The sequence below is a fragment of the Pasteurella canis genome, from assembly GCF_020810675.1.
Lineage (GTDB): Bacteria > Pseudomonadota > Gammaproteobacteria > Enterobacterales > Pasteurellaceae > Pasteurella > Pasteurella canis.
Map to the genome: position 1 here is coordinate 2,010,406 of NZ_CP085871.1, position 15,474 is coordinate 2,025,879.

Genomic DNA, 15,474 nt, shown 5'->3' on the forward strand with positions numbered 1-15,474 from the left:
AGTTTATTTTCACAAAGAGTTAGCTTTATTGCTGTTGGATTGATAGAAAGCTAACCTGTTTATGCTTGAGCAAGGAGGCGTATTTATATTATGCAAACGTTTCCGTTGCCCTAATATGACAACACCACGAGCAAAGTCGTGGTGTTTCAATATATTGGTTAAATCATACCGCACTTTTTAACTTAATGCGACACCGCCTAAGCCAATAAATAAACCTGCGATTGTTGCACTCATTAAGTTTGCTAATGAGCCAGCAATTACTGCTTTGATACCTAAGCGAGCAATATCACCACGACGATTTGGCGCTAATGCACCTAAGCCACCGATTAAGATTGCGATTGAGCTGAAGTTAGCGAAACCACAAAGTGCGAAAGTGATAATAGCTTGAGTTTTATCAGTTAATTGGACCATATTGGCATTTACAGCCGCATCTTTTAAGTAGGCTGTAAAGTCTAAGTAACCAACGAATTCATTCACAGCTAGTTTAGTACCGATCATACGACCAGCGATTTCAGCTTGGTTCCAGTCTACACCAATTACCCAAGCAAGTGGTTTGAAGATCCAGCCTAAGATTAAACCAAGTGATAATTCTGGCATATTGAACCAGCCACCGATTCCACCAAGGATACCGTTGATTAAGGCAATTAATGCTACGAAAGCAATTAACATTGCCCCTACGTTGAGGGCTAAATTCATCCCTGATGATGCGCCACCTGCTGCTGCATCAAGTACGTTAGCTGGTTTTTCTAAATCAACTTTTTCTAAATCATCATTGAATTTTTCAGTTTGCGGATAAAGAATTTTTGCAAATAATAAACCTGCTGGTGCTGCCATAAATGAAGCCGCGATTAAATAAGGTAATGGTACGCCCATACCTGCATAACCTGCCATCACAGAGCCTGCAATTGAGGCTAAGCCACCACACATAATTGCAAATAATTCAGATTCAGTCATTTTGCTGATGTAAGGTTTTACCACTAATGGCGCTTCTGTTTGACCAACGAAAATGTTTGCTGCAGCAGACATAGATTCTGATCTTGATGTGCCTAATAAAGTTTGTAAGCCACCGCCAATGATTTTAATAATCCATTGCATTATACCGATGTAGTATAAAACAGAGATTAAAGCAGAGAAGAAAACAATGATTGGTAACACGCGTAAAGCGAAAACGAAACCACCACCGCCAAATACTTCAAACATTTTATCGCTGACTAAGCCTCCAAATAAGAAGCCAATACCTTCGTTACCATAAGAGATTACTTTACTGATACCATCAGAAAGCCAAAGTAATGCATCACGACCAACAGGCACATATAAAATTAATGCACCAATTGCAATTTGAATACCCAATGCACCAAATACAGTGCGTAAATTGATGGCTTTGCGATTATTAGAAAGTAAGAACGCGATAGCTAATAATACAGCAATACCGAGAATACTGATTAATGTACTCATAATTGTAAAGTCCTTTACTAAGTTAGAATAAAAAAGAATGGTTGGTAATTTTACTGCGTTTTGGATTAAAAAGCTTGTGTTATTGGAGCATAAATCGACAAAGTAACTTAAATTTTCATCAAAGTGTGATATGGCTCTCAATTTATAGTGGAATAAGATATGCCTGAAGATTATTGGGATAATTTTCCTTTTTTATTATTATAAAGGTGATTATAGATTATCTGATTGTATTTTTATGCGAGAAAAGAGTCATATTTTACCTCAAATGCCTTGGACGGCTTCATCATTCTGGGCATTTGAACCCAAATCATGTGCTGTATTGATATTATCATTAACCGCTTTTGGTATTGGTGAGGGATTAGTCCTGCTTTCTGATCTAGGGTCTGCACCTTGGACAGTGCTATCACAGGGTGTGTCATTAAAGCTGGGATTTAGTGTCGGATGGGCATCTTTCATAATTAGTTGTATCGTGATGTTGTTATGGCTACCTCTTAAGCTTCGTCTCGGTTTAGGCACGCTATTGAATGTTGTTGTTATAGCATTATTTTTGGGATTAACTACTGAATTTATACCAAAACCGACCGCACTTTTGGCACGTTATACTTATATTATTGTGGGTATCTTATTAATTGGGATTGGCTCTGCTTTCTATTTAACTTGCCATCAAGGTGCAGGACCAAGAGACGGTTTAATGGTTGGATTGTGCCAGCGCTTTCATTTAAGAGTAGGTATTGTGCGAACTTTCATAGAAATAGCTGTTTGTTCACTCGGTTTCCTATTGGGTGGCACTCTTGGTATTGGCACAATTTTATTTGCTATTTCAATTGGTTGGGTTGTTCAATTTATTCTTACTCGTTTATTTGCCACTCCAAGCTTGCATAATGAACGGAATAGCTTGGGATAGTACATTTTGTATTGAAATTAAACTTAGATCCATTTGGTCAGCTTTATTTTGTGTTTGTGGAGAAAATGCAAGATGTTTTTTTGGTTCATTGATAGGTTGCCAGCGTAATGGTGTGGCAGAACGGCGGCTTGGATAAAACCCAATAGTGGCTATATTGAGTGCTGCACTTAAATGCAAAGGGCCTGTTGAACCCGCAATAAAAAGATCCGAACAAGCCAATGAACAAGCAAAATCAACTAAACCATGATTTTTATCATAAATGACAGTGCGTGCATCATTGATTAATTGAGCAAGTTCATGTGCTTTTTCACTTTCATTAGGTCCCGCAGTTAAGATGATATGGCAATCAAATTGTTGTAGGAGCCCTACAATTAATTCAGCATATTGTGCGAGAGACAAATTAGTGGCTGATCCACCAGAACCACTGTGTACAAAAATCCATTTTTTGTTTAAATCTAGCTGGAGTTGTTGTACTAGCATACTTTTTTGTTGCTGTATTCTGCTTGGTTCAAAAGTTAAATAAGGCGGTTTTGGCTCAATGATTGCCTGTCCCGTTTTTTGTAAAAAAGCCCGAGCCAGATCTAAATTATATTCAAACTCAGGCTTTATTGATTTTGAGCGGCGTTGTGTGACTCGATGATTGTATAAAAATTGAATCAGTTTAGTCGCAGGCGCTAAACGGAATGGGATTTTAGCTTTCCAAACTAATAGTGCATTATATTTATCAGAAAAAAAGTTAATTGCGGCATCAAATTTTTGCTCTTTTACTGCTTGTAATGTAGCGAGTTGAGCAGATTTCTCGGCGTTTTTACCTGAATCAATGATAACATCATCTAAATAAGGACAAATACGTGCTAGATCAGCTGTGTATTGAGGAACAAGAGCGGTCAATTTTAATGTAGGATTAGATTGCTTTAACATAGCAAAGGCTGGCCAAGCCAACATAAAATCGCCTAACTTATCATTACGCACGACTAACACTTTTTGCATTTTTTCTTCTCAACGTTTATTCAATTAGATTAATGAAATATTTTAACTTGTTTAATTATAAAATTTAATCAAAAAATTGCTTTCTTATTATTGTATTGAATTAAGGGATGAAGGTGCTTATTTCTTGCTTTTTTTAGAAAAAAGAGTATGATCCACAGGCTTTTTGTCTATATATACAGAGAAAAAAGTAAGTTTAACTCTCAAGATAACTTCGATAATTGAGAGTTTTCTTTTTGTAATCAAACATTTAGAGGAAGGTTATGGTAACCATTCGTTTATCTCGTGGCGGAGCTAAAAAACGCCCATTCTATCAAATCGTTGTCGCAGATAGCCGTTCACCACGTGACGGTCGCTTTATTGAGCGCGTAGGCTTTTTCAATCCATTAGCAACAGGTAATGCTGAGCGTTTACGTTTAGATTTAGATCGTGTTAATACATGGTTAGAAAAAGGTGCATCTTTATCAGATCGCGTTTCTGCTTTAGTAAAAGAAGCTAAAAAAGCAGCGTAATTTGTTCTAATTTATTAGTAACAGTAGAACGAGATAGGTGATGAATATGCAACAACAAAGAATTGAAGTAGTTGGCAAATTAGGTTCAACTTATGGTATTCGAGGTTGGTTACGTATTTATTCATCAACAGAACATGCTGAAAGCATTTTTGATTACCAACCTTGGTTTTTAAAGATTAAAGGGCAATGGCAACCAACAGAATTAGAAAGCTGGCGCTATCACAATAATGACTTGATCGTGAAGTTAAAAAACATAGATGATCGTGAAGTCGCTCAAACCTTAGCAAATATTGAAATCGGCGTGGATTTAGCAGTTTTTCCAACGCTTGAAGAAGGAGATTACTATTGGCATGATTTAATCGGCTGTAGTGTAGTGAATCTGGAGGGCTATGTGATGGGTACTGTGACAGAAATGATGGAAACAGGTTCTAACGATGTATTAGTTGTACGAGCAAATGCCAAAGATGCTTTTGGGAAACAAGAACGGTTAATTCCGTTTTTGTATGAACAAGTAGTTAAAAGAGTTGATCTCACCACAAAGACTATTGAAGTGGATTGGGACGCTGGTTTCTAACCTCAGGTACGCTGTTTAGCTTGAGCTGTTGCATTTTGATATATAAGGATAACTTATGTTAATTGGGATTATTAGTCTATTCCCCGAAATGTTTCAAGCAATTACAGAATTTGGCGTAACAGGTAGAGCTGTTAAACAAAATCTCTTACAAGTACAATGTTGGAATCCAAGGGATTTTACGCATGATAAACATAAGACTGTGGATGATCGCCCTTATGGTGGTGGTCCAGGTATGTTAATGATGGTACAACCGCTACGCGATGCAATTAAAGCTGCAAAAGCGGAAGTAGGAGAAGAGGCGAAAGTGATTTATCTTTCGCCACAAGGACGCAAACTCGATCAGGCTGGAGTAAAAATTCTCGCAGAAAATCAAAAAATGATTTTATTGTGTGGACGTTATGAAGGCATTGATGAACGACTGATTGAAACAGAAGTTGATGAAGAGTGGTCTGTTGGAGATTATGTGCTCACAGGTGGTGAATTGCCAGCAATGATATTAATTGATGCTGTTGCAAGATTTATCCCTGGTGTGCTTGGTAAACAAGCCTCCGCAGAAGAAGATTCTTTTGCAGAAGGTTTATTAGATTGCCCACATTATACGCGTCCTGAAATATTAGATGGCTTGTCTGTTCCACCCGTGCTGATGTCGGGAAATCATGAGCAAATTCGTCAATGGCGATTAAAAAAATCCCTTGAGCGAACATGGTTACGACGCCCTGAGCTATTAGAAAGCCTAGCTCTGACTGACGAACAACGTAAACTGTTGATGCAAATTAAAGCAGAACACAGTTAAATATCAGTTCAATCTAGGATTAAAAGGTTAATTATTATGAGTAACATCATTAAACAACTTGAACAAGAACAATTAAAACAAAATTTACCAAGCTTCCGCCCTGGTGATACTTTAGAAGTTAAAGTATGGGTTGTTGAAGGTAGCAAACGTCGTTTGCAAGCATTCGAAGGCGTGGTTATTGCAATTCGTAACCGTGGCTTGCATTCAGCATTTACGTTACGTAAAATTTCTAACGGTGTTGGAGTTGAGCGTGTATTCCAAACACATTCTCCTATCGTTGATAGTATTACAGTAAAACGTAAAGGTGCAGTACGTAAAGCGAAACTTTACTACTTACGTGAGCGTTCAGGTAAATCTGCACGTATCAAAGAACGTTTGGGCGACTAATTCGCTCATGGAAAGGCTTGGTATCCCAAGCCTTTTTTCTTTGCTTATTCATAAAAAAGTGCAGTTTATTTTGTAAAATTTTTTCTTAATCGTTTAATAATATCACTTTAACATATTAAGCTAATAGTTTGAGCTGATTATGAGAAAGTCATTAGCATCACATTCAATTCTTTTTACTTTGGCTGATTTTAGCTGAAAAACATTTCATCATTTTATTTTGTGATCCCCATCAATAAACTATTATTTTTTAATTCCTAAATTAATTTTAAACACGCATACTACGTCTGAGATTTTTTATGGTCGAATATGATTGCTATTAAAAAATCCTGTTGATGAGTGCTTAAAATATAAGAAGGTAAACTGTGTGTTCATAGCGTTAGTGGGGTGTATCATTTAACGAAGAAGCATTGTGTTTATATATGAAAGATAATGACACAAAACTTTTAAGAGTTTATTTATAAACCTGAAAGTAAAAGCACAGACATATATTTTAACTGATAGATTGATTCTTTTTTGTAGGCTAATGTCAATTTAATCATTGTTACTCTCTATTTAATATTTTATTTCTGAGGATAAGATTATGGAAGAATTAAAGGCAGTTATTGCGCTTGCTGGTATTATCATAGCAGTCTATTTATTAATAAAAAAATATGAAACGCGCACGGTATTAATCGGTGTAGGATTATTGATGTCTATTGCAACACTTAACCCAATGGGGGCACTCGATGCTTTTGCTAAAAGTATGACATCAAGTGGTTTGATCATGGCAATTTGTTCGAGTATGGGTTTCGCGTATGTGATGAAATATACTCAATGTGATACACACTTAGTGCATTTATTAACAAAGCCATTAAGTGGGTTAAAGTTTTTCTTAATTCCTATTGCCACGATTATTACATTCTTTATCAATATTGCTATTCCTTCTGCAGCAGGTTGTGCAGCAGCAGTAGGCGCCACACTCATTCCTGTGTTAAAAAGCTCAGGCGTACGTCCAGCAACAGCAGGGGCTGCAATCTTGGCTGGGACTTTTGGATCTATGATGAGTCCAGGATCTTCTCACTCAGCAATGTTAAGTGAAATGTCAGGTTTAACAGTAACACAAGTTAACTTATCTCATGCACCTTATACTATGATTGCAGGTGCAATCGGAGCAGTGATGCTAACGATTTTAGCGATTGCTTTCAAAGATTATGGTGAAGAACATCGTCAAGCTTATTTAGCTGAAAATAAAGAAAATGAGCAAAATGCAGAAGGTATGAAAGTGAATATACTTTATGCATTAGCCCCATTAGTGCCTTTGGTGATTTTAGTCATTGGTGGTACTTCTTTACAAAAAGTACCTGGTTTAGAGTGGACTAAAATGGGTGTGCCACAAGCAATGTTGATTGGTTCATTATATGCGGTGCTTATGACACGTATTTCACCAGTAAAAATTACTAACGAATTTTTTAATGGTATGGGTAATTCTTATGCCAATGTATTAGGTATTATCATTGCGGCAAGTGTTTTTGTTGCAGGTCTAAAATCAACAGGTGCAATTGATACTGCGATTGAGTTTCTCAAGCATTCAAATGAATTTGTTCGTTGGGGGGCGACAATTGGACCATTCTTAATGGGAATTGTGACAGGATCGGGTGATGCTGCGGCAATTGCTTTCAATACTGCTGTTACACCACATGCTGTCGAATTAGGCTATACTCATGTGAATCTAGGGATGGCAGCGGCAATTTCAGGTGCAATTGGACGTACAGCTTCTCCGATTGCAGGAGTCACAATTGTATGTGCTGGTCTAGCGATGGTTAGTCCTGTTGAGATGGTGAAACGTACCGCACCAGGGATGGTTTTAGCAATATTATTCTTAGCCTTGTTTATGTTATAAGTATAAAGAGGAGAAGCCTAATGAGTATAAAACTTGAGCCGCTTGTTGAATGGCGCCGTGAATTTCATCGTTTTCCTGAAATTGGTTGGTCTGAGTTTTGGACAACTAGTCGTATTGCAGATTATCTTGAAGAAATGGGCTTTGAGATCTTACTGGGTGATAAGATTATTAATCCTGAGTTTGTACGTGGTCGTCAGCAAGCTGTTGTAGAAAAAGGGTTAGAAAAAGCCATAGCTTATGGTGCAAAACAAAAATGGCTTGATCAAATGGATGGTTATACTGGTTGTGTAGCCATATTAGATACAGGTAGAGCAGGTAAAACAGTTGCATTGCGCTTTGATATTGATTGTGTCAATGTGACAGAGACGTCAGATGCGCAACATGTCCCGAACCAATATGGTTTTGCCTCCCTCAATGAGGGTTTTATGCATGCTTGTGGACATGATGCACATATTACAATCGGCTTAGGCACGGCCAAATGGCTGTCAGAAAATAAAGATAAGCTCAGTGGTAAAGTAAAAATCGTTTTCCAGCCTGCAGAAGAGGGTGTGCGTGGCGCTGCGGCAATTGCAGCAAGTGGCGTGATTGACGATGCGGATTATTTTGCTAGTTCACATATTAGTTTTTGTGCGGATACAGGAACTGTTATTTCTAACCCTAAAAACTTTTTATCAACTACAAAAATTGATATTCGTTATCAAGGTAAACCTGCCCATGCTGGTGCAGCACCACATTTAGGGCGTAATGCTCTGTTAGCTGCGGCACACGCAGTAACTCAACTGCATGGTATCTCTCGTCATGGCGATGGAATGACCCGTATTAATGTTGGTGTCCTTAAAGCTGGCGAGGGACGAAATGTGATTCCTGCAACAGCACAGATTCAATTAGAAGTACGTGGTGAAAATAAAGCTATCAATGAATATATGGTTGAACAAGTCATGCAGATTGCTAAAGGGGTAGCAGCCAGTTTTGATGTGACTTATGAAACTGAGATCATGGGTGAAGCGGTTGATATGGTGAATGATGAGGAGTTGATTCAGCTTGTGGAAAAAATTGCTTTACAGCAAGCCGATATTAAACAAGTTAACTCAGATTACGCCTTTAATGCGAGTGAGGATGCGACAATTTTAGGACGTCGTGTACAAGAACATGGTGGAAAAGCAATTTATTTTATTCTTGGCGCAGATCGCACAGCAGGTCACCATCAAGCAGAGTTTGACTTTGATGAAACACAATTGTTAACGGGCGTCAATATCTATACCGCGTTACTGCAACATTTACTTGCTTAACTTTCATTTAAACTGAGTATTAACCAAAAAATAGCTGTTGAGATAACAGCTATTTTTATTTTAGTCTTCAATATTCTCCGTTAAAAAGCCCCCACTTTGGTGTGCCCACAATTTAGCATAAAGTCCATTTTGTTCGAGCAATTCATTATGGGTACCTTGTTCGACAATTTGACCTTTGTCTAGTACGATCAAACGATCCATTGCAGCAATAGTAGAGAGACGATGAGCAATAGCAATAACAGTTTTATTTTCCATCATTTTATCTAAGCTTTCTTGAATAGCCGCTTCTACTTCTGAATCTAATGCACTCGTTGCTTCATCTAATAATAAAATAGGTGCATCTTTTAGCATCACGCGAGCAATCGCGATACGTTGACGTTGTCCACCAGATAATTTTACACCTCGTTCACCAACATGAGCATCATAACCCGTACGACCTTTAGCATCACTTAACTGGGGAATGAAATCAGCCGCCTCTGCACGTTGTGCTGCATGAATCATTTCTTCTTCAGTTGCATTTGGTCGTCCATAAATAATATTGTCACGTACAGAACGATGAAGCAATGATGTGTCTTGGGTAACTAAACCAATCTGACTACGTAAACTTTCTTGTAATACTTCACAAATATTTTGCCCATCAATCGTAATTTTTCCTTCTTGTGCCTCATAAAAACGGAGAAGCAAATTTACGATTGTTGATTTACCTGCACCAGATCGCCCAATTAGACCGATTTTCTCGCCAGGTTTAATGGTTAAGTTGAAATTTTTCAGTAATGGTTTATCAGGTGAATAAGCAAAGTTTACGTTACTAAATTGAATTTTGCCTTGATGAATGTGAATTGGTTTAGCATCAACTTTATCAATAATAGTGTGTGGTTTAGTGAGTGTTTCCATACCATCATTGACGGTACCGATATTTTCAAATAAGCGTGCAGATTCCCACATGATCCAATGTGATAAGCCATTGACGCGTAACGCCATGGCAACTGCAGTAGCAATGGCACCAACCCCGACACTGCCTTGTTGCCATAAAATAATACCTAAAATTGCAGTGCCTAATGTGAGACTAATATTAGCAGTGTAGGTGAGAATATCTAATGAGGTACCTAAGCGCATTTGTGCATGTACAGTTAGCATAAACTCTTCCATCGATCGCTTGGCATAACTGGCCTCTCGTGCTCCATGAGAGAATAATTTTACTGTTGCGATATTGGAATAAGCATCTGTAATACGTCCTGTCATTAAAGAACGTGCATCAGCCTGACGCTCGGCGGTTTTGGCAAGTTTAGGAATTAAAATACGTAAAATAGTTGCAAAGATAGCAATCCACAAAATAAAAGGGAGTAGCAGCCAATTATCAAGAGTGGCCAATACAACACCTGAGGTAATAAAATAAACCGCGACATAAACAACCATATCAGCTAAAGTCATTACAGTATCTCGTACTGCCAGTGCGGTTTGCATCACTTTTGCTGACACTCTCCCAGCAAATTCGTCTTGATAGAAAGTGAGGCTTTGCCCAAGCATTAAGCGATGGAAATTCCAACGTAAGCGCATTGGAAATACGCCTTGTAAGGTTTGTAGCCTAACAGCAGAGGTCACAAATGCCCATAAGATACTAAATAGTAATAATGCAGCCATTGCGGTGAGTAAATGGCCTTTATTTTGCCAAAGTGTAGTTGGTGTATATTCATTTAACCAATCGACTAAAATTCCCATAAAGTGAAAGACAACGCCTTCGACAATCCCAATCCCAATGTTGAGAAAAGCAAGTAAGAATATCCAACCTTTCATGCCTTCTAGGCTTGACCAAATAAAATGAACCAATCCTTTTTTTGGTGTTTTAGGTGTGTCAGATGGGTAAGGATTTAAACGATTTTCAAACCATGAATAAATTTTATCAAACATCATTATCCCTTTATTTTTGTGTGAACTGTGCGTATCTTAAACTTGATAAAAACAGACCGCACTTTAAAACAAGTTAAGTGCTTTCATTTGAGTGACTACATCAGCGACTTGAATTTGTGCCATCAAGTTTTTACCGCTAAGCTTTGTTGCCCATGGTAGTTCTGTTGAGGGTTTGCCAAACTCTTTTTGTGCATTTTGTTCATACACAGAAACGACATTCGCTAAGCTATAGTAAGGTCCCGTTCTTTGTGGGTTATGATAAGCATATAAACCAATTACATCAGTGCCTTGTGTTGTTGCTAAGTGAGCTGGACCAGAATCAGGTGCAATAACTAAATCCACTAAGCTAATTAATGCTGCTAACTGTTTTAGATTAGTTTTTCCCGATAGATCAACTGGTTGAAAGTTACACAATGCAATGATTTGTTGAGTCATTTCAATCTCTCGTTTGGCTGGTGAAGAGCAAAAAATAACTTGCACATCATGTTGATTAGCAATATTTGCAATCTGGGCATAGCGCTCAACTAACCAATCTTTTTCTGCTTTACTAGAACAAGGCGAAATCAACAGCTTTTTTCTTATGGGATCAAGATATTGTTTCACAATTTGCTTATCTTGCTCACTGATTTGTAGATGCCATCGTGGTTGTTCAATTGGGATACCTAGATAGCTGACAAATGCCATAAAACCATCTAGGACATGTGCAGTTTCTGGGTCAGTAATTTGACGATTAGTGAAGAATTGCTGTCCTTCTCTTACTCTTTTTTTGCCAAAGCCAATTTTATAAGTGGCTTTGATCCCTAAGGATATTAGTGATGCACGAAGCGCAGTTTGCATATTGAGTAATGCATCAAAATGCCGAGTTTTGAGTTGTTGCCATAGTGTAAATACGCCTTTCCAGCCCGTTTTTTTATCATAAACGACTAATTCAACATTTGCGATCCCTGATAATAATTGAGCTTCTGTTTTACCGACGATCCAAGTGATTTTGGTGTTTGGCCAATAACGTTGAATTTGTTGTACTGCAGCAAGCGCATGACACACATCACCAATTGCAGATAAGCGAAGAATGCAGAGTGATTGAGGAGGAGAGCTAAAAAGAGCCATAAATAGTCCGTACAAATAAATCTTGTGTGAATTTTAACTATTTTAAAGTAGAATGTGACTATTCGCTATCTCTGATTTAAACCTATGGCAATATGCTTGAATTTAAACATAAAAATACTTTTTTTCTCTTTAATTTTAAACAGCCTAAACCCGATCAAGAATCTTTTTTTCAGGCACACTTTTGGAAAAAACAAGACCGTATAATAGGGTCAGCAAAAGGACGTGGTACGACTTGGTTTTTAAAAACAGATGATATCTTAGGGGTGAATACGGCACTACGTCATTATTATCGAGGTGGTCTCTGGGGAAAACTCAATCGTGATCGTTATCGCTTTTCGACACTTTCTACAGCACGTAGTTTTGCTGAATTTAACTTATTAAAACAATTACATGAAGCAGGGCTTGCTGTACCAAAACCGATTGGTGCGCGTGTTGAAAAAATTGCGCTAGGCTTTTATCGTGCGGATTTACTCACAGAAAAAATTGAGAATGCAGAAGATTTGACTGTTTATCTACAACATTCTACATTGGCTAGTAAAAATTGGCAGAAAATTGGTCAATTGATTCGGCAGTTACATAATTTACAAGTCTGTCACAGCGATTTAAATGCACATAATATTTTAATTCAACATGTTGCGGATGACTGTAAATTTTGGCTATTAGATTTTGATAAAAGTGGTCATCAATTAGGGGAGAGTTGGAAAACTGAGAATTTACAGCGTTTACAACGTTCTTTTATGAAAGAAGTAGAACGTCTTGGCATACAATTTACAGAGCAAAATTGGCAAGATTTGTTACAAGGCTATTACACATAAGGACATCTAAGATGTCCTTATGTGGTTTAAAAGTGCGGTCAGTTTTTTCGATTGTTTAGAGCATGAAACACTACTTCTGGCACTAGTTTACTGACATCGCCATGGTGTAAATGGATTTCGCGGACCATCGTGGATGATACATAAGACCAGCGTTCTGAGGGCGGGAAAAATAAGCTCTCAACACCCTCTGTTAATAAGCGATTTAAATGTGCCAATTGCAGTTCATAATCAAAATCACTTGCACTGCGTACGCCACGAATAATGGCTGTAATTTGCCTTTCTTTTACTACATCAGCGAGTAAATCTAAGAAACCAACTACTTCTACATTAGACAAGTGCGCTACAGCTTGTTTGACTAATTTAACACGCGTTTCTAAATCAAATAAAGGGCGTTTATTTGGATTAGACGCAACTGCCACGAGTACATTTGGAAATAAACGTGCTGTGCGCTGAATGATGTCAAGATGGCCATTTGTAATCGGATCAAATGTACCAGGATAAATAACTGTTATCATAATTACTGACTTAAATAAGGTGCTAATAAATCTAATAAGCGTTGTAATGCGCCACGATTTTCAATTAAAACTTCATAACCTGCATTCCCGTAACGTGAACGCAACTCTGGAGAGTCCAAAAACTTTTCTACTGCATTAGTGATCGCCTTTGTGTTTTCATTTACTTCAAGTGCGCCTTGTACTTGAAGTAATTTAGTAAAGACCTCAGGGAAGTTAAATGTATACTTGCCACTCAGCACGGGCAGTTTAAATGCTAAAGGCTCTAATGGATTATGACCACCATGTTTGACTAAGCTACCACCAACTAGCGCAATATCTGAAATACCATAGAGTAACATTAACTCGCCCATTGTATCACCAAGTACGACTTGAGTTGTGGTTTCTGGCGCAATATTTGCACTACGACGTATATAACGAAATTTATGTTTCTCGATTAATTCCGCTACCGTATTAAAACGCTCTGGGTGGCGAGGGACGAGAATAAGCAATAAATCAGGATATTTGTTTAATAACAAACGATGACTTTCTAAAATCAACTCTTCCTCACCTTCATGAGTACTTGCTGCAATCCATACGGGGCGATCTTTTGCCCATGCTGTTTTGAGTATATTGATCTTCTGTAATAAATCACCATTAGTACTCAAATCATATTTAATATTGCCCGTGCATTTTAAACGGTCTGGATTATAACCTAGATCTAAATAACGTTTGCCACTGACATTATCTTGTGCCGCAATGAGGCTAATATTATTAAAAACAGGATGTAATGATTGTTTAAACCAGCCATAGCGTTTTGCTGAACGAGCAGATAAACGTGCATTTGCAATAATGAATGGAATATCACGTTTTTTAAGTTGTGCAATTAAGTTTGGCCAAATTTCAGTTTCAATCACAATACAGACTTTGGGCTGAATAAAATTAATAAATCTGTTGACGGCATCAGGTAAATCGTAAGGTAAATACACATGAGAAACTGTTTCTGTAAAAGCAGCCTTAACGCGATCTGACCCCGTTGGTGTGACGGTTGTCACTGTCATAGGCAAATCAGGATATTGTAATTGAATCTGCTTAATTAATGGTGTGGCAGCAATGACCTCACCTACCGACGCAGCATGAATAACAATACCATTCGGCTTTGGCGGTGTTAATCCACAGTAAAACCCGTAACGTTCATTGAGTCGTCTGCGATAATTCGGTGCTTTTACACTCCGTCCAAACATAAACACAATGACGATAGGTTGGATAAGGTATAATAAAATTGTGTAGAAAAAACGCAACATAGAATAAATATTGGGTTATGTTAAAATGTCTCACTCATTATTTAGTATAAACGTTTGCACTTAATACATAAAGGATAAAAGTATGCCAACACTTAGCGTTGCGATGATTGTTAAAAATGAAGCTGAGCATTTAGCACAATGCTTAGATACGGTTAAAGATTGGGTTGATGAAATTATTATTTTAGACTCAGGTAGCACTGATAATACACAAGAAATCGCATTAAGCTATGGAGCAAAATTCTATCAAAATATCAATTGGCCAGGATTTGGTAAACAGCGTCAATTAGCACAACAATATGTTACTAGCGATTATGTATTATGGTTAGATGCTGATGAGCGTGTAACTCCAGAACTACGTCAGTCTATTTTACATGCTGTACAAAAAAATGCAGATAATATTGTGTATAAAATTCCACGCCTAAGTGAAGTTTTTGGGCGTAAGATACGCCATTCGGGCTGGTACCCAGATTTTGTATTACGTTTATATCCAACTGCATTGACACAATATAATGATGAACCTGTGCATGAAAAAGTTATTCTACCTACACATGCAACAGTAGAAAAACTGACAGGGGATCTAGAACATTACACTTATAAAGATATGCATCATTATTTGGTCAAATCTGCGAGTTATGCCAAAGCATGGGCAGAAAAACGTGAGAAGGCAGGTAAAAAAGGCAGCTTAGTGTCTGCTTTTACGCATGCAGTTGGATGTTTTTTCAAAATGTATATTATTAAAGCAGGGTTTCTTGACGGCAAACAAGGATTCTTACTCGCTATCCTTTCCACTCATTCCACTTTTGTCAAATATGCTGACTTGTGGGTGCGAACACAGACGAAATGATAAAATAATCTAAAAGTAAAAATTTTTTTATTTGAATTAGTATAAATAATATGTAACAAGATTGAGAAAATCGTTGTGTTAGTCAACTTTTGTAAGTTGAACGTACTATTTTGAATAGAGACAGAACGGCGAGTTTAATTTATTCATTATATTTGTCGACTCAATTATGAGCTTTATTTTATTATGTAATAAGTCACTGAACTAGGAAGTTACTTAGTATCCACG

At 37.5% G+C, this 15,474-nt stretch carries 15 protein-coding genes; 9 read left to right on the top strand and 6 right to left on the bottom strand.

Annotated elements, in window-relative coordinates; genetic code table 11:
* Nucleotides 1-177: 177 nt before the first annotated feature.
* Complete coding sequence (locus tag K7G93_RS09385) at nt 178-1,455, bottom strand: NupC/NupG family nucleoside CNT transporter (protein ID WP_115323434.1); 1,278 nt, start codon at nt 1,453-1,455, stop codon at nt 178-180.
* A 235-nt stretch (nt 1,456-1,690) separates the two neighbouring features.
* On the opposite strand from K7G93_RS09385, the gene yczE reads away from it, so the two are divergent.
* Nucleotides 1,691-2,359 carry a membrane protein YczE gene (yczE, locus tag K7G93_RS09390; RefSeq protein WP_191135204.1) on the top strand — a complete coding sequence of 223 codons (669 nt, stop codon included), beginning with the start codon at nt 1,691-1,693 and terminating at the stop codon, nt 2,357-2,359.
* On the opposite strand, the gene K7G93_RS09395 is transcribed toward yczE, so the two are convergent.
* Complete coding sequence (locus K7G93_RS09395; protein ID WP_226690977.1) at nt 2,312-3,349, bottom strand: glycosyltransferase family 9 protein; 1,038 nt, start codon at nt 3,347-3,349, stop codon at nt 2,312-2,314. The two genes, yczE and K7G93_RS09395, sit on opposite strands and share 48 nt — an antisense overlap.
* A 260-nt stretch (nt 3,350-3,609) precedes the next feature.
* Here K7G93_RS09395 and rpsP point away from each other — a divergent pair, with 260 nt between their 5' ends.
* The 6 genes from rpsP (at nt 3,610) to K7G93_RS09425 (ending at nt 8,780) form a co-directional block, all read left to right on the top strand.
* On the top strand, nt 3,610-3,858 hold the full coding sequence (gene rpsP, locus K7G93_RS09400) for a 30S ribosomal protein S16 (RefSeq protein ID WP_049214819.1): 249 nt from the start codon (nt 3,610-3,612) through the stop codon (nt 3,856-3,858).
* 46 nt (nt 3,859-3,904) lie between these two features.
* Nucleotides 3,905-4,432 (top strand): ribosome maturation factor RimM, encoded by a 528-nt coding sequence (rimM, locus tag K7G93_RS09405; protein ID WP_049214820.1) that lies wholly within the window; start codon nt 3,905-3,907, stop codon nt 4,430-4,432.
* A 55-nt stretch (nt 4,433-4,487) separates the two neighbouring features.
* Nucleotides 4,488-5,225, top strand: coding sequence for a tRNA (guanosine(37)-N1)-methyltransferase TrmD (trmD, locus tag K7G93_RS09410; protein WP_226691005.1), 738 nt, complete (start codon nt 4,488-4,490; stop codon nt 5,223-5,225).
* Between the two features lie 36 nt (nt 5,226-5,261).
* Complete coding sequence (gene rplS / locus K7G93_RS09415) at nt 5,262-5,612, top strand: 50S ribosomal protein L19 (RefSeq protein ID WP_049214822.1); 351 nt, start codon at nt 5,262-5,264, stop codon at nt 5,610-5,612.
* A gap of 580 nt (nt 5,613-6,192) precedes the next feature.
* Entirely contained in the window at nt 6,193-7,491 is a 1,299-nt protein-coding gene (gene dcuC, locus K7G93_RS09420; protein WP_160531816.1) for a C4-dicarboxylate transporter DcuC, read from the top strand.
* A 20-nt stretch (nt 7,492-7,511) separates the two neighbouring features.
* Nucleotides 7,512-8,780, top strand: a complete 1,269-nt coding sequence (locus tag K7G93_RS09425) for a M20 family metallo-hydrolase (protein ID WP_160531815.1) — start codon at nt 7,512-7,514, stop codon at nt 8,778-8,780.
* A gap of 60 nt (nt 8,781-8,840) precedes the next feature.
* On the opposite strand, the gene K7G93_RS09430 is transcribed toward K7G93_RS09425, so the two are convergent.
* Together K7G93_RS09430 and K7G93_RS09435 are read right to left on the bottom strand one after the other, a co-directional pair.
* Nucleotides 8,841-10,688, bottom strand: coding sequence for an ABC transporter ATP-binding protein (locus tag K7G93_RS09430; protein WP_224045914.1), 1,848 nt, complete (start codon nt 10,686-10,688; stop codon nt 8,841-8,843).
* A gap of 63 nt (nt 10,689-10,751) precedes the next feature.
* Nucleotides 10,752-11,795 carry a glycosyltransferase family 9 protein gene (locus K7G93_RS09435; RefSeq protein ID WP_160531813.1) on the bottom strand — a complete coding sequence of 348 codons (1,044 nt, stop codon included), beginning with the start codon at nt 11,793-11,795 and terminating at the stop codon, nt 10,752-10,754.
* A 92-nt stretch (nt 11,796-11,887) separates the two neighbouring features.
* Here K7G93_RS09435 and K7G93_RS09440 point away from each other — a divergent pair, with 92 nt between their 5' ends.
* Nucleotides 11,888-12,610, top strand: coding sequence for a 3-deoxy-D-manno-octulosonic acid kinase (locus K7G93_RS09440; RefSeq protein WP_115323442.1), 723 nt, complete (start codon nt 11,888-11,890; stop codon nt 12,608-12,610).
* Nucleotides 12,611-12,648: 38 nt separating this feature from the next.
* Here the strand turns inward: K7G93_RS09440 and coaD are convergent, their stop codons facing one another.
* Together coaD and waaA are read right to left on the bottom strand one after the other, a co-directional pair.
* A complete protein-coding gene (coaD, locus tag K7G93_RS09445) occupies nt 12,649-13,125 on the bottom strand; it encodes a pantetheine-phosphate adenylyltransferase (protein WP_115323443.1) in 477 nt (158 codons plus the stop codon).
* A 2-nt stretch (nt 13,126-13,127) separates the two neighbouring features.
* The gene (gene waaA, locus K7G93_RS09450; RefSeq protein WP_115323444.1) at nt 13,128-14,405 is read right to left on the bottom strand and encodes a lipid IV(A) 3-deoxy-D-manno-octulosonic acid transferase; all 1,278 of its coding nucleotides are present in this window, start codon (nt 14,403-14,405) and stop codon (nt 13,128-13,130) included.
* An 82-nt stretch (nt 14,406-14,487) separates the two neighbouring features.
* Between waaA and K7G93_RS09455 the strand changes: the two genes are divergently transcribed.
* Entirely contained in the window at nt 14,488-15,249 is a 762-nt protein-coding gene (locus K7G93_RS09455) for a glycosyltransferase family 2 protein (protein ID WP_049214830.1), read from the top strand.
* Nucleotides 15,250-15,474 lie beyond the last annotated feature (225 nt).